The sequence below is a fragment of the Dyella sp. 2RAB6 genome, from assembly GCF_052115385.1.
In the GTDB taxonomy this organism is placed as follows: domain Bacteria; phylum Pseudomonadota; class Gammaproteobacteria; order Xanthomonadales; family Rhodanobacteraceae; genus Dyella_D.
The window spans coordinates 21,114-43,625 of sequence record NZ_JBFRGP010000015.1 but is presented as its reverse complement, the minus strand read 5'-3'; the positions used below and the strand labels follow the sequence as shown (position 1 = coordinate 43,625).

The window sequence follows — 22,512 nt, the reverse complement described above, 5'->3', positions numbered from 1 at the left end:
AGAAGGTGCCGGCAGGCGGATGAGGGTGCGGGCGGAGCGCAATGTCCCACTCCGCCCGTACCCTCACCCCAACCCCTCTCCCGATGGGAGAGGGGCTTTTTTTTTCACGCTTACGGCTTGCTCACCGTCAACGTCGTGCCACCCGGCGAACGTGCCTGGATCGTGCGGTCGTACATCGACTCGCCATACGCCGGCGGCACGATGAACTTGCCGGCGTTGGTGGCCTTGATGCGATACACGAACTGGCGCACGTCGGTGGTGGCGGCGCCGTAGATCACCACGCGGTCCTCGCGGATATCCGCGTATTCCGGCGTCCAGGTCGAGCTGGACAAGCCGATCGGCGAGCGCCACGCGCTGGCGGCCACCGTGCTGTCGCCGCCCTGGTCGTTCTGCTCGCTGCCGTCGTCCTGGTGGTCGGTCACTTCCGGCGGCGGCTGGATCACCGGCTCGAAACCGCCGGGCAGCAGGTCGACGATGGCCACGTTGGACACGCCCTCGTCGCGGGTGGCGCGGATCTTCACGTGCACGTCGATCTCCTCGCCCACCTTCACCTCGCTCAGCACCTTGCCGCTGGTGTCGGTGTACTCGCGGATGATCTCCAGGCCGTCCTTCACCGCCTTGGCCGGCGCCTCGCGGTCGTAGCCGCCCTGGCTGGCCACGTACCACGCCGGCAGCGAACCGCCGTTGATGTAGCGCAGGCGGTTGGCCGCGGCACTCCAGCTGCCGGCCTGCAGCAGGTTGCCCTGCAAGGCAGCGATGGCTTTGACACTGCCGTCGGCATGCACTTCGTCGATGCCCAGCTTGCTGACATCGCCGGCCGCGTCATTGGCATAGGCGTCCAGCGCCAGGATGGTCATCGACGAGGACAGCGTGTTGTACCAGCGATGCGACAGCGCGTAGGCGATGTTCTCCCACACGTGCGGCGACAGGTTCCTGGCCCGTTCGGGGAAGTGCTTGCCCAGCACGTAGAGCACGCTGGAGTCGCGGATCAGCGCGTCGTAGTAGTAGCCGTAGACGTAGTTCTTGTCGCGGTCGTTGCGCTCCAGCAGCTTCTGCGGGCCGGCGATCAGCTGCGCGGCCTGCTTGTCCTGCTTCAGCAACTGGTACGAAGCCGCCAGCCAGGCCGCGGCGAGGTCGTTCTTCCACTGGTCCGGATAGACGTCCTGCAGGCGCTTCTGCACCGCCGCCAGGTCGTTGGTGGTGACGTTGCCCTGGCGGGTCAGCAGATAGACGGCGTAGGCGCGCTGGCGCAGCTTGTCCAGCGAGTCCATGCCGTTGTCGCCGGCGAGCTGGCGCAGGTAGCCGTTGCCGGCGTCGAACATGTCCTTGGGCACGCTGACGCCGCGGTCGCGCGCTTCGATCAGGAAGTTCATCGCATAGGCCGACACGAACGGCTCGGCATCCGGCGTGGCCGTCCACAGGCCGAAGCCGCCCTGCCCGTTCTGGCGCGTGTGCAGCACGTCGAGGAAGCTGGACAGCGCCTCTTCGTTGCTCTGCTTCTTCTGCTCGAAGGTGGGCTGCAGCGCGTGCGCGAACACCGGCACCACCGGCCACTTCGGCAGCACCAGGCGCGGCATCGCCGAGCTGATGATCTGCTCGCTGCAGTAGTTCTGGTAGTTCACCAGATAGCTGCTCAGGCCCTGCGCCAGCACCACCGGCAGCGGCGAGATGGCGGTGTCGCGCGCGGCGTACTCGTCGTAGAGCTTCCGCAGGTCCGGCAGGTCGGCCTTGGCGCCGGCATCCACGCGGCCGACGTCGACCTGGGTGCGGTAGGCCGCGGCCGGGCGCACCGACAGATCCACGCTTTGCTTGGCCGACTTGCCGCCATAGCCCGCGCTGAAAGTCAGATTGCCCGAGCCGAGCTTGTCGGTGGCCTTCACCCGGAACAGCGCCACGCCTTCGCGCATCTCGCCCAGGCTTAAAGATTGCGTCGCCTCGCCCAGCACCTGCAGCTGCGGGCCGGTCTTCAGGGTCACCGCCACCGGCACCGGCTTGCCGCCGAGGCCGGTGAGGTTGTTGGCCACGCCGACGCTGACTTCGGCCTCGTCGCCCGGGGCCAGCGTGGTGGGCACGTTCGGCGACAGCACGAAGTCGCCGCGCACGGTGGTGGCGCCTTCGAAGGTGCCTACGCGGTCCGGCGACACGCTGACCGCCATCACGCGCAGCTTGCCGTTGAAGTAGTCCGGCACCTGGTAGGTGAGTTCCTTCTCGCCGTCGATGTCGACGATGCCGGACCAGAACGCCACCGGCTTGTCGCGCTTGCGCTTGAACGGATTCAACTGGCGGCCGATCGCGCCGTCGGCGTCGCCGCCGGGGGCGGCCATGGCCATCAGCTTCTCGAAGTCCGGCAGGATCAGGTCGAGGATCTGCGAGGTGCCCACTTCCAGCATGCGCTTGCGGAAGAAGAACTTCAGCGGATCGCCCAGCTTGTAGCGGGCCACCTGCAGGATGCCCTCGTCCACCGCGAACACCACCGCCCTGGTCGGCTGCGGCGCGCTGAGCTTAAAGGTCACCGTCTCGCCCGGCTTCACCAGCGCCGGCGCGTCGACCTTGATCGCATTGCGGCGCGCGTCGAGGTTGACCGAGAACGGCACCACGCCATAGCTCAGCGGGCTCATGAAGACCTCGTCCGAGGACGGGTCGCGGATGTACTGCACGTTGATGTAGCCGTTGCCTTCGAAGTCCGCCGGCACGGTGATGTGCTGCACCGAGCTGGTGGTGTCGGCATGGAACCAGGCGTGCGCGTAGACCTTGTCGCGCTCGATGGTGATCAGGCCGCTGCCCGCGTACGGCGCGCGCACGGCGATCTCCACCGCCTCGCCCGGGGCGTAGTCCGGCTTGCTGAGGGTGAGCTGCAGTTCGGCGTTGCGGTCCAGCGAGCGCGACACGTTGGCGTCGCCGGCCACCGAGAAGTCGACGCGGTTGACCTCGACGCGGTCGCTGCTGCGCCGGATCACCAGCGCGTAGTTGCCCGGCTTGTCGGTGGGCAGCGCGTAGTCCATGCCGGCCGCAGGAATCGCCAGCGGCTTTTCGGTGACGGTGACTTCCTTGAGCTTGGACTGGTACTTGTAGACGCCCGAATCCTGCTTGGTCAGCACCGAGATATAGCGGCGCTCGATCAGCTCGGCGCGCAGCTCCTTCAGCTCCGTCGACTTGGCGTGGCTGTCGATCGCCACCAGGTGCACGCTGCGGGTGGAGCCGCGGTTGACGTAGTCCAGGCTGTCCGCGGCGCGGTAGCCGACCAGCCAGTCGTTGCTGGAAACCAGGGTCTGCGCGGCGGCGGCGACATTGCGGCCGCCCTCGGCTTCATAGGCCTTGGCCAGGAAGTACAACTGGTAGGTGGCGTCGGCGTATTTCTTCAGGTCCAGCTCGAATTCGGCGTGGCCCTTGTCGTCGGTAGTGCCGTCCTGCAGAGCTTCTTCGTAGCCCTCCTTGGCGCGGCGCACGTCGTAGAAGTGATAGTCCGGCCAGCTGCGGAACGCCGGCCAGGCCGGACGCAGGGTGAGCGAGGCTTCGACGCGGCGGTTCTCCGCCGGCGTGCCGAACAGGTTCTGCACGTCGACCAGGCCCTTGAGCTGGTCCGGCTTGACCCAGCCCTCCGGCACCTGCTGCGACAGCTTGGCCTCGACCTTCATGCGGTCGGGCAGGAATTCCTTCACCTGCACGGTAGTGCTGCCGATCTGCGCGCCGGGCTTGCCGTCCTTGACGATGTAGAGGTTGACGGTCCAGGTGCCGGTCGGCGCGGTTTCCGCCGGCGCGTAGGAGAGCTCGCCGAAGCCGCTGGCATCCATGCTCATCGGCAGCTGCTTCACCGACACGCCGCGCGGGTCGACGATCTCCGCCTGCAGCGGCACGCCGGCCACGCTGCGCGTCCAGCTGGCGGCGCGCACGATCAGGCCGATATGGAAGGTGTCGCCCGGGCGGTAGATGCCGCGGTCGGAGAACAGATAGCTGGAGAGCTGGCCCTGGTTGGTGGCGTTGCGCTCGCCGCCGATATCGAAGCGCGAGTAGTCGAGCTGGCGGTCGTAGCTGCCGATCGGCAGGAAGGACAGATCCTCGCCCTTCTTCACCAGGTACAGCACCGGGCGCTTCTCGCGCTCCAGGCCCTTGAGCGTGGGGAAATGCACCACGCCTTCGGCGCCGGTGCTTTCGCTGAACAGGGTCTGCCCGTTCACTGCGAGCACGGACACCGTGGCGCCGGCCACCGGCTGGCCGTCGTGGATGGACTGCACGAACACGTCCTGGCTGCCGTCGACGGCGCGCTTGACCAGCATGCCGAGGTCGGTGACCACCACCAGGCGGGTGTCGGCCGGGTCGGGCGTGCTGGTGTCGGCTTCGGCGCCTTCGCCCTCGGCTTCGCCTTCGCCCTCTGCGTTGGCGCCGTCATCGGAGGCTTCGGTGGTGCGCGGCGCGGCTTCCGGGCCTTGTTCCGCCGCGGCGGCCGCTTCGGCTTTCTTCTTCTCGGCAGCGGCGTCGTAGGCCGACAGATGCAGCAGGAACACGCCGCGCTTGCCGTCCTTCAGGTACTGCGCCAGGTCGACGCCCTCGTAGCGCGCCTTGCCCGGATCGCCCTTGGGGAAACTGCGCTTCTGCTCGAAGCGGTCGACGATATGGTCTTCGCTGAAAGCGTAGTTCAGCGACGGATGCGCGTAGTTGCCTTCGTTGAGGCTGACCAGGTGCTGCAGCTGGTCCGGCAGCACGCGGCCGATTTCGACCCGCATGCCCGCCAGGTTGCGCGACACCACCGAGATGCGCTTGCTGCCGCTCAGCGACAGCAGCGAGCCGTCGGCCATGAAGCGCAGCAGCTTAGGATAGTCCGGTACGGTCAGCGCTTCCACCTTCGGCTGGCCGAGGATGTAGCCGCCGAACGACTTCAGGCCCTTCTCCACGCGCACGTAGACGCGCTGGCCGGGTTCGGCGTGGAACTTGAAGCTCTGGCCGGCTTCGTATTCGTTCTCGGTCGGCACCAGTTCCAGCTTCAGCGGCTGCGACTTGCGCAGCAGCTCTTCGCTGACCTGGGAGACCTCCCACGGGTACGGCGCATCGTCGTCGCCCTGCTCCACCTGCGGGTTGCGCTTCGGGAGGATCCACGCCTTGGTCAGGCCGGCCAGTTCGCTGTCGCGCACCGTGCCGCTGACGCCGACCACCAGCACCTGTTCGGGCTCGTACTTGTCGTTGTCGACCAGGGTCGGCGCGATCTCGTCGATGGTCAGGCTGTACAGGCCCGGCACCTTCACCGCGGTGTCGAGCTTGTCCTTGAAGGCGTCGCCGCCGCGCAGGCTGCGCACGCCCTTGTCGAGCGCGTACTTCACCGCGCCGTCGTCGCGCGGCAGGGCCAGCGGCTGCGAGTGGATCCACGCCTGCAGCTTGTACGGGTCGTAGACGACGGTGAACTTCAGCGCGCTGTCCGAGCTGCCCTTCTGGGTCAGGGTGAGCGCGATGCGCTTCTCGAACTGGGCGGTGTCCACCGGATAGTTGAAGGACACCGGCTGGATGGTCTTCTTGGCGGTGGCGTCCTGCGGGTCCTGGAAGAACTCGCCGCGGCCGAACTTCACCGTGAACGGCTCGGTGTCGAAGCCGAAATGGTCATCCGCCATCAGCACGTGCGGGGCGAAGGTCTTGGCGATGTCGAAGCGCACGTCGAAGTGCTTGCCGACCGGCCAGTCCTCGCTGGGTGCGAAGCGCAGGGTGCGGTCGTCCTGCCAGCTCCACTGCCCCTTCATCACCGGGTCCATCACCACGCCGGTGGTGACCGGCTTGCCGACGCCTTCCAGCGGCGCCGCCGAGCGCGAGAAGCGCACGACCAGGCTGTCGTAGGTGATGGTCTGCGCGGTGTAGTTGGTGATGCCCGGCTTGTTCACCTCGAAGGTGATCCGCGTCGGCTCCACCGGCTTGGGGCGGTTCTTGTACCACTCCCAGCCGAACCAGCCGCCCACGGCCAGCGCCACCACGCCGAGCACCAGGCCGGCCGACTGCAGCGGCTTGCGCTTGACGAAGGAGCCCGTGGCGGGCACCCAGCCCGGCGCGGACCAGGACACGTTGCCCAGCAGCGGCCGCAGCAGCAGCGCGATCACATGGAGCAGGCCGCGCAGCAGACGCACGGGCAACGAGAGCAGAAACCGCAGCAAATCCATAATGCTTCCTGGCAATTCATCCGATGAAGAGGCAACACCGCGCTAGGCCGGCCTCAGGCCGGAACCCGCATGCGACGACGCTGCTCCAGCGAGTGGAACAGCATGATCGACAGGTTTTCCCCTTGACGCATCCTGCCTGCGATTCCTGGCGGAATGCGGTAGCGATTGTGGCATGGCGGCGGTGGGATGTGGGCGGCGCGACGTCTTGCGCGCCTACAAATCGGAACTCTTCTCCCCGCCGGGGAGAAGATGGCGGCAGCCAGATGAGGGGTCGCTCTAGCGACAAAGTTTCAACGGCGCGAAAAAGCTTTGGAGCCTTCTCGACCCTCAGCTCACCACTCCGCCCGGCCCCTCACCCCAACCCTCTCCCCGGAGGGGAGAGGGAGCCAGGTTGTCGCAAATCGAGGGTTCTCTTAGAGCCCGGCGAGCAGCTCGCGCACCACCGGTGCAAGCTTGGGATCCTGCAGCGCCATGTGCATGGTCGCGCGGACCAGGCCGGCCTTGTTGCCGCAGTCGAAGCGGGTGCCTTCGAAGCGATAGGCCAGCACCTTGCCCTGCTCCTTGAGCAGCGCGTCGATCGCGTCGGTGAGCTGGATCTCGCCGCCGGCGCCGGGCGTGGTCTTTTCCAGCAGCTCGAAGATGCGGCCGGGCAGCACGTAGCGGCCGACCACCGCCAGGTTCGACGGCGCCTCGGACGGCTTGGGCTTTTCCACCATGTGGCGGATCTGCGCGCTGCGCGGATCGATCGGGGTGGCGTCGACGATGCCGTACTTGTCGGTGTCGCTCTGCGGCACTTCCTCCACCGCGATCACGCCGCTGGCGCCCTGGCCCTGCGCCAGCTCGGCCATCTGGCCCAGCGCGCCCTTGCCCTTGTTCCAGATCAGGTCGTCCGGAAGGATCACGCCGAACGGCTCGTCGCCGACCACGGGCTTGGCGCACAGCACGGCGTGGCCCAGGCCCAGCGCTTCGGGCTGGGTGACGAAGATGGCGCGCACGTTGCGCGGCAGCGTGCCCTGCACCAGGGCGAGCAGTTCGTCCTTGCCCTTCTCCTGCAGCTTGGCTTCCAGCTCGTAGGACTTGTCGAAGTAGTCGGCGATGGCGTGCTTGTAGCGGTTGGTGACGAACACCAGGGTATCGGCGCCGGCATCGACGGCTTCATCCACCGCGTACTGGATCAGCGGCTTGTCCAGCACCGGCAGCATTTCCTTGGCGACCACCTTGGTGGCCGGCAGGAACCGCGTGCCCAGGCCTGCCACCGGAAACACCACCTTGCGCAGAGGCTTGCTCACTCACTTCTCTCCTGATTCGTTGCGACGGATCGACACCACGTTGTCCGGCTGCGCCACGTCGCTCCAGCGGAACGACGGCAGCAGGCTGGACACGCAGCGCCTGAGGGTTTCTTCATCGTAGGCGACCGTGGCTTCGGACGCCTTCACCAGCTGCGCCTGCAGCAGGTCCCAGCTGACCTGGCGGTACTGCGCCAGGAAGATCTTGGCGTGCGCGGTCGCCGTGTAGTTTTCCAGCGGATGGAACAGCTCCTCGAACAATTTCTCGCCCGAGCGCAAACCGGTGAACACGATCGGGATCTCGGTGCCGGGCTTCTTGCCGGCCAGGCGGATCATCTGTTCGGCGAGGTCGCGGATCTTCACCGGCTCGCCCATGTCCAGCGCGAACAGCTCGCCGCCCTTGCCCAGGCTGGCCGCCTGCAGAATGAGCTGGCAGGCCTCCGGGATGGTCATGAAATAACGCGAGATTTCCGGATGGGTGATGGTGACCGGGCCGCCCGCGCGGATCTGCTTGCGGAACAGCGGCACTACCGAGCCAGCCGAATCGAGCACGTTGCCGAAGCGCACGGTGATGTAGCGCGTGGCCGAGCGTGCGTCCAGGTTCTGGCACCAGATCTCCGCGATGCGCTTGCAGGCGCCCATCACGCTGGTCGGATTGACCGCCTTGTCGGTGGAGATCAGCACGAAGCATTCGGCGTGGTGGCGGTCGGCGAGGTCCGCCATGTTGCGCGAGGCCAGCACGTTGTTGCGGAAAGCCGAACGCAATTGGCCCTGCAGCAGCGGCACGTGCTTGTAGGCGGCGGCGTGGAATACCACCTGCGGCTTGTATTCGACGAACAGGCGCGTCATCGCGGCGGGGTCGCCGCAGTCGGCCAGGATCGGGTCGAACAGCATCTCGGGGAATTCGAGGCGCAGTTCCTGCGCGATCTGGTAAAGATTGAATTCGCCGTTGTCCACCACGCACAGCGACTGCGCGCCCAGGCGCGCGACCTGCCGGCACAGCTCCGAACCGATCGAGCCGCCGCCGCCGGTGACCAGCACGCGCTTGCCGGTGAGGGTTTCGCGGATCGCGGTCCAGTCCAGCTCCACCGCATCGCGGCCGAGCAGGTCCTCGATCGCGACCTCCTTGATCTCGTTGAACTGGGCACGGCCGGCGACCACGTCTTCGAGCTTGGGCACGGTGCGGTACGGCAGGCCGGTCTGGTCGCACAGCTCGACCACGCGGCGCATTTCCTCGGTGGACGCGCCAGGCATGGCGATCAGCAGCATCTGCGCGGCCACTTCGCGCGCCAGCTCGGGCAGCAGCTCGATCCGCCCCAGCACCGGGCGGCCGTTGATGCTGGCGCCGCGCAGGCTGTCGTGGTCGTCGACGAAACCGACCACGGCGTAGCGGCTGTCGCGGTGCAGGTCGCGCGCCAGCGCCTCGCCGGCGCGGTCGGCGCCGACGATCAGCACGCGCTGCACCGGCTGCGACTGGAACATGTCGATGCGGCTGTCTTTCCAGAAACGGTAGGCCAGGCGCGGGCCGCCCAGCAGCATCGACAGCACCACCGGATAGACCAGCAGCACCGAGCGCGGCACGTCTTCCAGGCGGTTGTAGAGGAACAGGATCAGGCCGATGGCGAGCGAGCCGATCACCGTGGCGCGCAGGATGTTCCACAGGTCCGGCAGGCTGGCGAAGCGCCACAGGCCGCGGTACAGGCCGGTCCAGTTCAGCACCATGCCCTGCACGGCCAGCACCAGCGGAAATTCCAGCAGGTGGAAGTGCACCGTCACGTCGCCGACCAGCGCATAGCGCAGCGACTTGGCGATCCACCAGGCCAGCGCCGCCATCAGCAGGTCGTGCAGCACGACGGCCGCACGCGGATGGATGACAGCGATCAGTTTACGTAGCGACATGACTGGCCTTGTGCTGGATACGCCACCGACAGTAGCGCTTGGCGAGCACCCAAGCTGCGCCGGCGATCAAATACGTGACGACGCAGATCGTCCATCCCCAACCTGGACAGAACCATGACAACCACGCCAGCGGCGCCGCCATCACCAGGTTCCAGGCCAGGTAGCACGCGCCCCCCTGCGCGTGCGACATGCCACTGCGAACCAGCCATTGGTACAGGTGTTCGCGGTGCGGAGTGTACCAGCGCCGTCCTTTCAGAAAGCGGCTCAGCAGGGTAAGGCTGGCGTCCGTTATGAAGGATGAACTGAGGATCACGGCCGGCCACAGCAGGCCGTGGTCGACCCGCCACAGCAGCGCGGTGAAGGCGAACAGCAGGAAACCCAGGGTGCCGCTGCCCACGTCGCCCATGAAGATCGACGCCCGCGGCCGGTTGTAGCACCAGAAACCCAGCGCGGCGGCTGCCAGGCAGGCGGCGGACACGGCCAGCGCCGGCTGCCCCGCCCCACCCGCCAGCACGGCCAGCCCCACCGCCACGAACAGGCATTGCTGGGCCAGGATGCCGTCGATGCCGTCCATGAAGTTGTGCAGGTTGATGCTCCAGGCCCCACCCAGCACCAGCAAGGGCAGCCACAGCCAGGACAGCGCCCCGAAGCTCAGCGCACCGCCGAACAGCAGGCAGGCCCCGAGCTGCACGCCCAGACGCGGCAGTACGGGCAGCGAATGATGGTCGTCCCACCAGCCGATCGCGGCCACCAGGGCGGTGGCCAGCGCGAACGCCAGGGCGAGGTAGCACGGCCATGCCGGCGCGAACAGCAGCAGCGCCCACGGCGCGGTCGCCAGCACCGCGATCACCATGCCGATGCCGCCGCCGCGCGGGGTGGGGATCGAATGCGAGCGGCGCTGGCCGGGGTGGTCGAGCATGCCGCGGCGGTGGGCGTAGGCGACCGCGCCGCGCACCACCAGCAAGGCGAGCACGAACGCAGCCAGCACCATTCCAGAGGCCGGCACCAGGGGCAGCATCATCGCGACCTCACTCGTTGGCGACGCCGTGGATCGGGCGGATCGTGCTCCAGCTCTTGCAGCTCGGGCATTGCCAGTGGTGCGCCTTGGCGCCGAAGCCGCAGCGGCTGCAGCGGTACATGGCCTGGCCTTCCAGCAGCTTCTTGGTGAGGTCGCGCAGGATCAGGAAGTTCTCGCGCGCCTCGCCTTCGACCTTGTCCATGGTGGCATCGATCAGCGCCATCAGGCCGCGCACCGACGGCCGCTGGCGCAGCTGCGAAGTAAGGAAATCGATCGCCATGCGCTCGCCGTCGCGCTGCTGGTACAGGCGGGTGAGCGCGAGCACCGGCGAGATGCCGTGGTAGCGCTCCAGGATGTCGCGCAGGAACCGCTCGGCGCGTTCCATCTGCTGCGAGCGCGCATAGCTGTTGAGCAGCGGCGGCAGGATTTCCGGCACGAAGGCGATATCCGCCTCCACCGCTGCCTCGTAGGCTTCGATGGCCTGGGCGTGCTCGCCGTCCTCGGCGTGCAGGCGGCCGGTGAGCATGAAGGCGCGCACGCTGTCGGGCTGGCAGGTGAAGGCCTGGCGCAGGTATTCGCGGGCGTCCTGGCGCGCGCCGTGCTGGCGGGCCTGTTCGGCCAGCTCGCAATAGAACTGCGCGATCATGCCGGCCTCGTCTTCGCCGGTCATCGCTTCGAGGCGGCGCGCGTGTTCGATCGCCTTGTGCCAGTCGCGTTCGTGCTGGTAGATCGCGATCAGATGGCGCAGCGCGGACGGCGCGTGCGCATCCATCGCCACCAGGTCGGAGAACAGCGTTTCGGCGCGGTCGAGCAGGCCGGCGCGCATGTAGTCCTCGCCCAGTTCCAGCAGCGCGACGGTCTTCATCGCATCGGACAGGCCGGGCCGCGAAACCAGGTGCTGGTGCAGGCGGATCGCGCGGTCCACTTCGCCGCGGCGGCGGAACAGGTTGCCCAGGGCGAGATGCGTTTCAACCGTGTCGCGGTTGTATTCCGCCAGGCGCAGGAACACTTCGATCGCCTTGTCCTGCTCTTCGTTGAGCAGGTAGTTCAGGCCGCGGAAGTAATCGGAGGACAGCTCGCTGACTTGCGCGCCCGAGCGCTTCGCTCCGGCGCTCCGGGCGGTCCACCAGCCACTGGCGAAAGCGACCGGGATCAGCAGGGCCAGCACATAGAGGGCGATCATGCGTCGGCGGGCAGCTTGGAATCCGTGCCGCGGGCGTTCTGCCTGCGCTGGCGGCGGTGCCGCGCGCTGGTGCCCAGCCATGCGGTGAGCCCACCCAGCAGCCAGCCCAGCGCCATCGCGGCGAGCAGGGCCGCACCCTTGGGCAGCTGGAAGCGCGCGAAGCCGAGGTCGTAACCGACGAGGTCGGCATTGAGCGCGCCCAGCGCCACGCCGGCGGCGATAAAGAGCAGGAGAACGAGCGTGACGATCAATCGCATGCCCGGGACTTTAACCGATTGGTGCCTACCGGCACAGGCGTCCGCGGGGCCGCGTTCATGCGGCGCGGAGCGTCTTCCAATTCACGACGCGCAGACAAAAAAGAAGGCAGGACCGGCTCGACGCCGCCTGCCTTCATCGCTTGCCTGCTCCCGCTTTAAGCGGACGCTGCTGCTTCAGCTTCGGCCAGGGCCTGGTTGACGCGTTCGCGCAATTCCTTGCCCGGCTTGAAATGCGGTACGTGCTTACCCGGCAGCGCCACCGCTTCGCCGGTCTTGGGATTGCGGCCCATGCGCGGCGGACGGTAGTGCAGCGCGAAGCTGCCGAAACCGCGGACTTCGATGCGTTCGCCGTGCGAAAGCGCGTTGCTCATCTGTTCGATGACGCTCTTGACGGCCAGCTCGACGTCGCTGAAGGCCAGATGGGTCTGGCGCCGTGCCAGCGCTTCGATCAATTCGGATTTGGTCATGGGTCCCCAATGTCCGTGACGATGGAACCACGGGGCGGCGAGCGCCGCCCCGTGTCGTGCGTGTATTGCTTAGTCAGCCTTGTTCAGCTGCTCTTTCAGCAGAGCGCCGAGCTTGGTGGTACCGCCGGTAGCCGACGTGTACTCCTGCATGGCGTCGTGCAGATCCTCTTCATCCTTGGCGCGGATGGAGAGCTGCAGCTGGCGACCCTTGCGGTCCATGCCGGTGAACTTGGCTTCGACCTTGTCGCCCACCTTCAGGTGCTGGGTGGCGTCGTCGATGCGCTCCTTGGCGATGTCGTTGGCACGGAGGTAACCCTCCACGCCCTCGCCCAGGTCGATCACCGCACCCTTCGCGTCGACTTCCTTCACGATGCCGTTGACGATGGTGCCGCGCGTGTTGGTCGCCATGAACTGACCGAACGGATCCTGCTCCATCTGCTTGATGCCGAGGGAGATGCGCTCGCGCTCCGGATCCACCGCCAGCACCACGGCCTCGATCTCGTCGCCCTTCTTGAAGTTGCGCACGAGGTCTTCGCCGGTGCCCTGCCAGGAGATGTCGGACAGGTGAACCAGGCCGTCGATGCCGCCGTCCAGGCCGATGAAGATGCCGAAGTCGGTGATCGACTTGATCTGGCCGGACACCTTGTCGCCCTTCTTGTGCATGGCGGCGAAGGCTTCCCACGGGTTCGAGCGGGTCTGCTTGATACCCAGCGAGATGCGGCGACGCTCTTCATCCACGTCCAGCACCATCACTTCGGTCTCGTCGCCGACCTGCACCACCTTGGCCGGGTTGACGTTCTTGTTGGTCCAGTCCATTTCGGACACGTGGACCAGGCCTTCCACGCCCGGCTCGATCTCGACGAAGCAGCCGTAATCGGTGACGTTGGAGACCTTGCCGAACAGGCGGCTGCCGACCGGGTAGCGGCGAGCGATGGCGACCCACGGGTCGTCGCCCAGCTGCTTCAGGCCCAGCGACACGCGGTTGCGCTCGCGGTCGTACTTCAGCACGCGGACATCCAGCTCGTCGCCGACGTTGACGACTTCGGACGGGTGACGCACGCGCTTCCACGCCATGTCGGTGATGTGCAGCAGGCCATCGATACCGCCCAGGTCCACGAACGCGCCGTAGTCGGTGAGGTTCTTGACGGTGCCCTTGACCACCGCGCCTTCGGTCAGGCGCTCAAGCAGCTTCTCGCGCTCCTCGGAGAACTCGGTCTCGACGACGGCGCGGCGGCTGACGACCACGTTGTTGCGCTTGCGGTCCAGCTTGATGATCTTGAACTCGAGGTCCTTGCCCTCGAGGTACACCGGGTCGCGCACCGGGCGCACGTCGACCAGCGAGCCCGGCAGGAAGGCGCGGACGTCCTTGATGTCGACGGTGAAACCGCCCTTGACCTTGCCGGAGATCTTGCCGGTGATGGTCTCTTCCTTCTCGAAGGCCGCCTCGAGGTCGTCCCATACCATGGAACGCTTGGCCTTCTCGCGGGAGAGCTTGGTCTCGCCGAAGCCGTCTTCCAGTGCGTCAAGAGCGACCTTTACTTCGTCGCCCACCTGCACCTCGAGCGTGCCGCTCTCGTCCTTGAACTGCTCGATCGGGACGATGCCTTCGCTCTTGAGGCCGGCGTTGATCACGACGACGTCGTTGCGGATTTCCACAACGATACCGCTGACGATCGCGCCCGGCTTCAGCTTGGAGATGGCCTGTTGGCTCTGTTCAAACAGCTCGGCAAAACTTTCAGTCATGTTGATTCCAGAAATGAGAAAAGGCCTGCTCCACGGTGCGCATGGGAATGTTTGCGCAATGCGGATCGGCCCACCGGTTGTGGGTGTCTTAGGAGGAAGTTCCCCTTCGGCACCGTTGACCAAAATCCCGCGCCAGGCGCGGGCACCTTATGCCTTCAGGCAGCCGGGTGAGGCTGCAGGACGGCAAGTACTTTCGCGACGACGGCCTCGATGTCCATGCCGGTGCTATCCACCAGTACCGCATCGTCGGCCGGCTTGAGCGGCGCAACGGTGCGGGACGCATCCCTGGCATCGCGCGCCTCGATCTCTCGCTGAAGGCCGGAGAGTGTAACGCTGAGACCCTTTGCTTTCAACTGTTTATAGCGCCTTTTCGCCCTTTCGGCGGCGCTCGCGGTCAGGAACACCTTGTAGGGGGCGTCCGGGAAGATCACGGTGCCCATGTCGCGCCCGTCGGCGACCAGGCCCGGGGCCTTGCGGAAACCCAGCTGCAGGTCGACCAGGGCAGCCCGCACCGAGGGGATCGAGGCGATCGCCGAGGCCGCCGCGCCGGCGGTTTCGGTGCGCAGTTCGTCGGTGGCGTCGTGGCCGTTGACCAGCACATGGGTCTCGCCGCCGTCCGGGGCGGCCTGGAAGCGGATCTTCACGTGCTGGGCGCAGCGGGTGACCGCCTCGGCGTCGGACAGGTCCAGGCCCTCCATGCCAGCCGCGTAGCCGACCGCCCGGTACAGCGCGCCCGAATCCAGCAGGCGCCAGCCCAGATGCTCGGCAACCAGCCGGCTGACGGTGCCTTTTCCGGATCCCGAGGGCCCGTCGATGGTCAGTACGGGAACGGGGGTCGAGGGACTCATCGGGGCTCCGGCGGCAGGCAAACCATTATGTTAACGCGTTGACCCCACCCGGAGCGCATGCTATCTAGCCGGCCGCCTCCGTCCTGCCGCGTGCCCAAGCCCTGCCATGAGCGACGACCTTCAAAGCGAGTTCCAGCAAGCCGCCGAGGACGTCCAGGGCCTGGGCGAGCGCCCGGACAACGACACCCTGCTCAAGCTCTACGCGCTCTACAAGCAGGGCTCCGAGGGCGACGTGCAGGGCCCGGTGCCGGGCTTCTTCGACTTCGTCGGCACCGCCAAGTACGAGGCCTGGGCCAAGCTGCGCGGCAGCTCGCGCGACGACGCCATGCGCCGCTATATCGCCCTGGTGCACCAGCTGCTGGCCTGAAGCCTTGCTTTTGGGCCCGCTCAGCGGGCACATTCATACGACCGTTTGAACTGACTCCGGGCCGTATGGACTACCCCCATCTCTTCGCGCCGCTCGATCTGGGCCACACCATCCTGCCCAACCGCATCCTGATGGGCTCGATGCATACGGGCCTGGAGGACAAGGCCGCCGACTACGACAAGCTCGCCGCATATTTCGCCGAGCGCGCCCGCGGCGGTGTCGGGCTGATGGTCACCGGCGGCATCGCGCCGAGCATCGAAGGCTGGCTGAAGCCGTTCGGCGGCCGCCTCTCCATGCCCTGGCACGTGGCGCGGCACCGCAAGCTGACGCAGGCGGTGCACGCCGAGGGCGGCAAGCTGTGCCTGCAGATCCTGCATGCCGGGCGCTACGGCTATCACCCGTTGTCGGTGGCGCCGTCGAAGCTGAAGTCGCCGATCACCCCGTTCACGCCGCGCGGGCTCTCCTCGCGCGGGGTGGAGCGCACCATCGCCGACTTCGTGCGCTGCGCGAAGCTGGCGCGCGAGGCCGGCTACGACGGCGTCGAGGTGATGGGCTCGGAGGGTTACCTGATCAACCAGTTCCTGGCCGAGCGCACCAACCGCCGCAGCGACGGCTGGGGCGGCAGCGCGGCCAGGCGCGCCCGTTTTCCGCTGGAAATCGTGCGCCGCATGCGCGAAGCGGTGGGCCGCGACTTCATCATCATCTACCGCCTGTCGATGCTGGACCTGGTCGAGCAAGGCCAGGACTGGGACGAGATCGTCGCGCTGGCCAAGGCCATCGAAGCCGCCGGCGCCAGCATCATCAACACCGGCATCGGCTGGCACGAGGCGCGCATTCCCACCATCGTCACCAGCGTGCCGCGCGCCGGTTTCGCCTGGGTGACGCGCAAGCTGAAGGGCGAGGTCGGCATTCCGCTGATCACCACCAACCGCATCAACATGCCCGACGTGGCGGAGCGGATCCTGGCCGAAGGCGATGCCGACATGGTCTCGATGGCGCGGCCGCTGCTGGCCGATCCGGACTGGGCGAAAAAAGCCCGCGCCGGACGCGCCGACCGCATCAACACCTGTATCGCCTGCAACCAGGCCTGCCTCGACCACGTGTTCCAGAACCAGCGCGCCAGCTGCATGGTGAACCCGCGCGCCTGCCACGAAACCGAGCTGACGATTACGCCGGCCGCGCAGCGCAAGCGCATCGCCGTGGTCGGCGCAGGCCCCGCCGGCATGGCCTGCGCCAGCACGCTGGCCGAGCGCGGGCACGAGGTCACCCTGATCGACCAGGCCGACGAGATCGGCGGCCAGTTCAACTACGCCAAGCAGATTCCCGGCAAGGAGGAATTCCACGAGACGCTGCGCTATTTCCGGCACCGGCTGGCCGACCTCGGCGTGACGCTGCGCCTGCGCACCAAGGCGGACGTAGCCACACTGCGCGGCTACGACGAAGTAGTCATCGCCACCGGCATTGCGCCGCGCAAGGTGGCCTTCCCCGGCAGCGACGATGCGCGCGTGCTCAGCTATCTGGACGTGCTCGCGCATAACCGGCCGGTCGGCCAGCGGGTGGCCATCATCGGCGCCGGCGGCATCGGCTTCGACGTGGCCGAATTCCTGGTCGAACACGCGCCCTCCCCAACCACCGACGTGGCCCGCTGGACGCGCGAATGGGGCGTGGACATGCATCTCGATGCACGCGGCGGCCTGCTCGCCGCGGCGCCGGAAAAACCGGCGCGGCAGATCTGGCTGATGCAGCGTTCCGAAGGCCGCCCCGGCGCGCGCCTCAACAAGACCACCGGCTGGGTGCATCGCGCCACGCTGAAGAACAAGCAGGTCGCCATGCTGGGCGGGGTGAGCTACGACCGCCTCGACGAGGCCGGCCTGCACATCAGCATCGACGGCAAGGCGCAGCTGCTGCCGGTCGACCACGTGATCGTCTGCGCCGGCCAGGAACCGCTGCGCGAGCTGGCCGACGCCCTGCTCGCCGCCGGCCTCACGCCGCACGTGATCGGCGGCGCCGACATGGCTGCCGAACTGGATGCCAAGCGGGCGATCGCCCAGGGCACGCGGCTGGCCAGCACCCTCTGAGGGGCTGGTCGGCGCGGCGTCGCGGGAGTTTCGGAGCGCGAAAAAGAAAGCGCCCCGCAAGACGACGCGTCGATAGCGGGCCAGGGGGAGGGGGCCGGGTATCGCGGGGGTAGCGTCGCTGCGGGGCGAGGGTCGCCGCCACCTGGGGGGAGGGGACGGTGGCGGGACGAACGAAAGGATAGGTTCGACACCGCATCTAAACCAATATATATTTTCGACGTAACTTATATGTAAACCCTATATGTTCGATTTCCGCCAGCTGCGTTACTTCGTCGCCGTCGCCGAGGAGCTCAGCTTCACGCGCGCCTCGCAGCGCCTGCATATCTCCCAGCCGCCGCTGTCCCAGCAGATCCAGGCCCTGGAAGCGGACCTCGGCGTACGCCTGCTGGACCGCGACAAGCGCAACGTGGCCCTGACCGAGCCCGGCCGCGTATTCCTGGAGCAGGCCCGGCAGATCCTGGCCAAGGCCGACGAGGCGCGCAGCCAGGTGGCGCAGGCCGCCGCCGGCTTCAGCGGGCAGCTGCGGCTGGCCTACACGGTCTCGGTGACCTTCCACCCTTCCCTGCCGCAGACCCTGCTGCGCTACGGGCGCCACGCGCCGCACGTGCGGGTGATCCTTACCGAGATGTATACCGAGCCGCAGTTCGCCGCCCTGCTCAGCGGCGAGCTGGACGTGGGCTTCGTGCGCGACCTGCCCAAGCACGAGGCGGATACGCACGCCCTGCGCATCGACGAGATCGACCGCGAGCCCCTGCTGCTGGCCCTGCCCTCCGAGCACCCGCTGGCCGCGCGCCGGCGGATCTGGCTGCGCGAAGTGGCCGACGCCCCGTTCGTGGTGCAGCCGCGCGAACTGGCCGCCACCCTGTACGACCGCCTGACCCTGATCGCCGCCAAGGCCGATTTCCACCCGCTGATCCGCCAGCACGCACAACAGATCAACGGCTTGCTGATGCTGGTGGCGGCCGGCATGGGGCTGGCGCTGATCCCGGCCTCGATGTGCACGGTGAGCCTGGCCGGGGTCAGCTATGTGGAGCTGGAAGACCCGGACGCCTACATGCTGCTGGCCGTCGCCAGCCGCCGGGACGACGCCTCGCCGGTGCTGGCCCAGTTCCTATCCCTGGTGGCCGAAGCGCGCTCCGTACCGAATTTGTTGTGAATACATACTTGTTCCAAGGCAATCAAGCGGCTACACTTGCGAGCTTGTCTTTTCCCGTTAGTGTCAGGAGCTGGCCGTGAAGGTGCTTTCCTCTTTGAAGTCCGCCAAGCAGCGGCACCGTGACTGCAAGGTTGTGCGCCGTCGCGGCAAGGTGTTCGTGATCTGCAAGAGCAACCCGCGTTTCAAGGCCCGTCAGCGCTGAGTTTCAGCCGCGACGAGTCATAAGAAGGGCCGCATTCGCGGCCCTTTTTTATGGCCTGGATTTCGTACGACGTAGGTTGGGGTGAGCCGCAGGCGAACCCCAACATCGCAGACTTCATATGCATCGTGCTGTTGGGGTTCGCCTGCGGCTCACCCCAACCTACGGCGATCGGTCAGCTGTAGCGCACGCCGATGATCACATACCGCTTCGTGCCATTCGGTGCCTGGAACTCGAAGCTGTCCTCTGCGCTCTTGCCGATCAGCGCGCGGGCGATCGGCGAAGACACCGCGATCAGGCGCTGTTTGATGTCCGCCTCCAGGTCGCCGACGATCTGGTAGGTCACCGCCTCGCCGCTGTCTTCGTCTTCCAGGTCCACGATGGCGCCGAACACCACGCGCGAACCGGGATTGAGCCGCGTCACGTCGATCACCTCGGCGGTCGACAGCGCCGCTTCGAGTTCGGCGATGCGCCCCTCGGTGAAGCTCTGCTGCTCGCGCGCCGCGTGGTACTCGGCGTTTTCCTTCAGGTCGCCATGCGCGCGCGCCTCGGCGATGGCCGCGATGATGCGCGGCCGGTCGGACGACTTCAGGCGTTCCAGTTCGCTGCGCAGGCGCTCGGAACCGGCCTTGGTGATGGGGGGACGACTCATGCTTTCAGCTCCTTGTGCAGCTCCTGCAAGCTGTGCACTTCACCGGCGCCGTGGTAGTCCAGCGAATGCACCAGGGCACGGGCACCGGCGACGGTGGTTGAGTAGGTGACGCGATGCTGCAGGGCTTCGCGGCGGATCGAGAACGAGTCGGCGATGGCCTGCTTGCCCTCGGTGGTGTTGACGATATAGACGATCTCGCCGTTCTTGATCAGGTCGACGATATGCGGGCGGCCCTCGGCCACCTTGTTGATGCGCTCGCAGGCCACGCCGCGCTCGGCCAGGTACTGGGCGGTGCCTTCGGTAGCGACCAGGCTGAAACCGCGCGACACCGCGTCCCTGGCCACCGGCAGCAGGCGGTCCTTGTCGGCATCGCGCACCGACACGAACACCTTGCCCTTCGGCGGCGTCTTGATGCCGGCCGCGTCGTGGCCGCGCGCGAAGGCGGCGCCGAAGCTGCGGCCCACGCCCATCACTTCGCCGGTGGAACGCATCTCGGGGCCGAGGATCGGGTCCACGTTCTGGAACTTCAGGAACGGGAAGATCGCTTCCTTCACCGAGTAGTACGACGGAATCACTTCCTTGGTGGCGTTCTGCGCGATCAGCGAGCGGCCGGCCATGGCGCGCGCGGCGATCTTGGCCAGCGGCACGCCGGTGGCCTTGGACACGAACGGCACCGTGCGCGAAGCACGCGGGTTCACTTCCAGGATGAACACGGTCTCGCCCTGGATGGCGAACTGGGTGTTCATCAGGCCGATCACCTTCAGCTCCCTCGCCATCAGCGCGGACTGGCGGCGCAGCTCGTCCTGCACTTCCTTGGACAGCGAATACGGCGGCAGCGAGCAGGAGGAGTCGCCGGAATGCACGCCGGCTTCCTCAATGTGCTCCATGATGCCGCCCACCAGCACGTTGCCTTCGGCGTCGGCGATGATGTCCACGTCCACTTCGACCGCGTGGTCAAGGAAGCGGTCCAGCAGCACCGGCGAATCATTCGACACCTGCACCGCCTCGCGGATGTAGCGCGAGAGGTCGGCGTCGCCGTAAACGATTTCCATCGCGCGGCCGCCCAGCACGTAGCTCGGGCGCACCACCAGCGGGTAACCGATTTCGCGCGCCAGCACCAAGGCCTCGTCGGCATTGCGCGCGGTGCGGTTCGGCGGCTGCTTCAGGCCGATCTTCTCGATCATCTGCTGGAAGCGCTCGCGGTCCTCGGCCAGATCGATCGAATCCGGCGAGGTGCCGATCACCGGCACGCCGGCCGCCTCGAGCGAGCGAGCCAGCTTCAGCGGGGTCTGGCCGCCGTACTGCACGATCACGCCCTTCGGCTTTTCGAGATCGACGATCTCCAGCACGTCTTCCAGCGTCAGCGGCTCGAAGTACAGGCGGTCGGAGGTGTCGTAGTCGGTGGACACGGTTTCCGGGTTGCAGTTGACCATGATGGTCTCGAACCCGTCCTCGCGCAGCGCCAGCGCCGCGTGCACGCAGCAGTAGTCGAACTCGATGCCCTGGCCGATGCGGTTCGGACCGCCGCCCAGCACCATGATCTTGTCGCGGTCGGTGGGGTTGGCTTCGCACTCTTCCTCGTAGGTCGAGTACATGTAGGCGGTGTGGGTGGCGAACTCGGCGGCGCAGGAGTCCACGCGCTTGTACACCGGGCGCACGCCCAGCGTGCGGCGCAGGTGGCGCACGGCGGCTTCGTCGGTGTCGGTGAGTTCGGCGATGCGTGCGTCGGCGAAGCCCATGCGCTTGAGCTCGCGCATGCGCAGTGCGTCCAGCGCACTGATGCCCTGCGCCTGCACCTCGTTCTCGGTCAGCACGATGTCTTCGAACGCAGCGAGGAACCACGGATCGACGCGGCTGAGGCCATACACCTCTTCCAGCGACAGCCCGGCGCGGAACGCATCGCCCAGGTGGAACACGCGGTCGGGACGCGGCTCGCGCAGCTCGCGCTTGAGCGCGGCCAGGCCGTCGTCGGTGCTGAAGTCGACGCCGGTCGGGTTGAGGCCGGTCTTGCCGATCTCCAGGCCGCGCAGCGCCTTCTGCAGCGATTCGTGGAAGGTGCGGCCCATCGCCATCACCTCGCCCACCGACTTCATCTGGGTGGTCAGGCGTGCATCGGCCGAGGGGAATTTCTCGAAGGCGAAGCGCGGAATCTTCGTGACCACGTAGTCGATGCTCGGCTCGAACGAGGCCGGGGTGAGACCGCCGGTGATGTCGTTCTTCAGCTCGTCCAGCGTGTAGCCCACGGCCAGCTTGGCCGCGATCTTGGCGATCGGAAAGCCGGTGGCCTTGGAGGCCAGCGCCGAGGAACGCGACACGCGCGGATTCATCTCGATCACCACCACGCGGCCGTCCTCGGCATTGATGCCGAACTGCACGTTGGAGCCGCCGGTGTCCACGCCGATCTTGCGCAGCACGGCGATCGAGGCGTCGCGCAGGCGCTGGTATTCCTTGTCGGTAAGCGTCTGCGCCGGCGCCACGGTGATCGAGTCACCGGTGTGCACGCCCATCGGATCGAGGTTTTCGATCGAGCACACGATGATGCAGTTGTCCGCCTTGTCGCGGACCACTTCCATCTCGAATTCCTTCCAGCCCAGTACCGATTCCTCGACCAGGATTTCATGCACCGGCGAAAGATCGAGGCCGCGCTTGGCGATCTCCTCGAATTCTTCCTTGTTGTAGGCGATGCCGCCGCCGGAGCCGCCCAGGGTGAAGCTGGGGCGGATGATGGTGGGGAAGCCGACCTTGACCTGGATCTCCAGCGCCTGCTCGAAGTTGCGGGCGACTTCGGCCTTCGGGCATTCCAGGCCGATGTCCTTCATGGCGATGCGGAACAGCTCGCGGTCCTCGGCCATGCGGATGGCTTCGCGCGAGGCACCGATCAGCTCGACGCCGTACTTCTCCAGCACGCCGTTGTCGGCCAGGTCCAGCGCGCAATTGAGGCCGGTCTGGCCGCCCATGGTGGGCAGCACCGCGTCCGGGCGCTCCTTGGCGATGATGCGTTCCACCGTCTGCCAGTTGATCGGCTCGATGTAGACCGCGTCGGCGGTCTCCGGGTCGGTCATGATCGTGGCGGGGTTGGAGTTCACCAGGATCACCCGGTAGCCCTCTTCCTTCAGCGCCTTGCAGGCCTGCGCGCCGGAGTAGTCGAACTCGCAGGCCTGGCCGATCACGATCGGGCCGGCGCCGATGATCAGGACGCTCTTGATGTCTGTGCGCTTGGGCATC

The 22,512-nt window shown here is 67.0% G+C and carries 15 protein-coding genes; 4 read left to right on the top strand and 11 right to left on the bottom strand.

Annotation, left to right across the window (positions count from 1 at the left end; genetic code table 11):
• Positions 1-110 precede the first annotated feature (110 nt).
• The 9 genes from AB4083_RS17995 to cmk all read right to left on the bottom strand — a co-directional run bounded on the left by AB4083_RS17995 (position 111) and on the right by cmk (position 14,835).
• The gene (locus tag AB4083_RS17995; protein WP_441609637.1) at positions 111-6,134 is read right to left on the bottom strand and encodes an alpha-2-macroglobulin family protein; all 6,024 of its coding nucleotides are present in this window, start codon (positions 6,132-6,134) and stop codon (positions 111-113) included.
• Between the two features lie 413 nt (positions 6,135-6,547).
• Positions 6,548-7,423: a UTP--glucose-1-phosphate uridylyltransferase GalU gene (galU, locus tag AB4083_RS17990; protein ID WP_441609635.1), complete on the bottom strand. Its 876-nt coding sequence runs from the start codon at positions 7,421-7,423 to the stop codon at positions 6,548-6,550.
• Positions 7,424-9,319 carry a polysaccharide biosynthesis protein gene (locus AB4083_RS17985; RefSeq protein WP_441609633.1) on the bottom strand — a complete coding sequence of 632 codons (1,896 nt, stop codon included), beginning with the start codon at positions 9,317-9,319 and terminating at the stop codon, positions 7,424-7,426.
• Positions 9,306-10,340 carry an MraY family glycosyltransferase gene (locus AB4083_RS17980; RefSeq protein WP_441609631.1) on the bottom strand — a complete coding sequence of 345 codons (1,035 nt, stop codon included), beginning with the start codon at positions 10,338-10,340 and terminating at the stop codon, positions 9,306-9,308. Before AB4083_RS17980 ends, AB4083_RS17985 begins: the two co-directional genes overlap by 14 nt.
• Positions 10,341-10,347: 7 nt before the next feature.
• On the bottom strand, positions 10,348-11,520 hold the full coding sequence (gene lapB / locus AB4083_RS17975; RefSeq protein ID WP_441609629.1) for a lipopolysaccharide assembly protein LapB: 1,173 nt from the start codon (positions 11,518-11,520) through the stop codon (positions 10,348-10,350).
• The gene (locus AB4083_RS17970; RefSeq protein WP_441609627.1) at positions 11,517-11,777 is read right to left on the bottom strand and encodes a lipopolysaccharide assembly protein LapA domain-containing protein; all 261 of its coding nucleotides are present in this window, start codon (positions 11,775-11,777) and stop codon (positions 11,517-11,519) included. Before AB4083_RS17970 ends, lapB begins: the two co-directional genes overlap by 4 nt.
• 155 nt (positions 11,778-11,932) lie before the next feature.
• On the bottom strand, positions 11,933-12,244 hold the full coding sequence (locus tag AB4083_RS17965; protein ID WP_441609625.1) for an integration host factor subunit beta: 312 nt from the start codon (positions 12,242-12,244) through the stop codon (positions 11,933-11,935).
• Positions 12,245-12,313: 69 nt separating this feature from the next.
• Positions 12,314-13,987: a 30S ribosomal protein S1 gene (rpsA, locus tag AB4083_RS17960; RefSeq protein ID WP_441609623.1), complete on the bottom strand. Its 1,674-nt coding sequence runs from the start codon at positions 13,985-13,987 to the stop codon at positions 12,314-12,316.
• Between the two features lie 155 nt (positions 13,988-14,142).
• Entirely contained in the window at positions 14,143-14,835 is a 693-nt protein-coding gene (cmk, locus tag AB4083_RS17955) for a (d)CMP kinase (RefSeq protein WP_441609621.1), read from the bottom strand.
• A 106-nt stretch (positions 14,836-14,941) separates the two neighbouring features.
• Between cmk and AB4083_RS17950 the strand changes: the two genes are divergently transcribed.
• The 4 genes from AB4083_RS17950 (at position 14,942) to ykgO (ending at position 18,638) form a co-directional block, all read left to right on the top strand.
• Positions 14,942-15,202, top strand: coding sequence for an acyl-CoA-binding protein (locus tag AB4083_RS17950; protein WP_441609619.1), 261 nt, complete (start codon positions 14,942-14,944; stop codon positions 15,200-15,202).
• A 65-nt stretch (positions 15,203-15,267) separates the two neighbouring features.
• The gene (locus AB4083_RS17945; RefSeq protein ID WP_441609617.1) at positions 15,268-17,280 is read left to right on the top strand and encodes an FAD-dependent oxidoreductase; all 2,013 of its coding nucleotides are present in this window, start codon (positions 15,268-15,270) and stop codon (positions 17,278-17,280) included.
• Between the two features lie 241 nt (positions 17,281-17,521).
• Positions 17,522-18,436 carry a LysR substrate-binding domain-containing protein gene (locus tag AB4083_RS17940; protein WP_441609615.1) on the top strand — a complete coding sequence of 305 codons (915 nt, stop codon included), beginning with the start codon at positions 17,522-17,524 and terminating at the stop codon, positions 18,434-18,436.
• 76 nt (positions 18,437-18,512) lie between these two features.
• A complete protein-coding gene (ykgO, locus tag AB4083_RS17935) occupies positions 18,513-18,638 on the top strand; it encodes a type B 50S ribosomal protein L36 (protein ID WP_008215056.1) in 126 nt (41 codons plus the stop codon).
• Positions 18,639-18,810: 172 nt separating this feature from the next.
• Here the strand turns inward: ykgO and greA are convergent, their stop codons facing one another.
• Together greA and carB are read right to left on the bottom strand one after the other, a co-directional pair.
• Positions 18,811-19,287, bottom strand: a complete 477-nt coding sequence (gene greA, locus AB4083_RS17930) for a transcription elongation factor GreA (RefSeq protein ID WP_441609612.1) — start codon at positions 19,285-19,287, stop codon at positions 18,811-18,813.
• Entirely contained in the window at positions 19,284-22,511 is a 3,228-nt protein-coding gene (carB, locus tag AB4083_RS17925; protein ID WP_441609610.1) for a carbamoyl-phosphate synthase large subunit, read from the bottom strand. Before carB ends, greA begins: the two co-directional genes overlap by 4 nt.
• Between the last annotated feature and the right edge of the window lies 1 nt (position 22,512).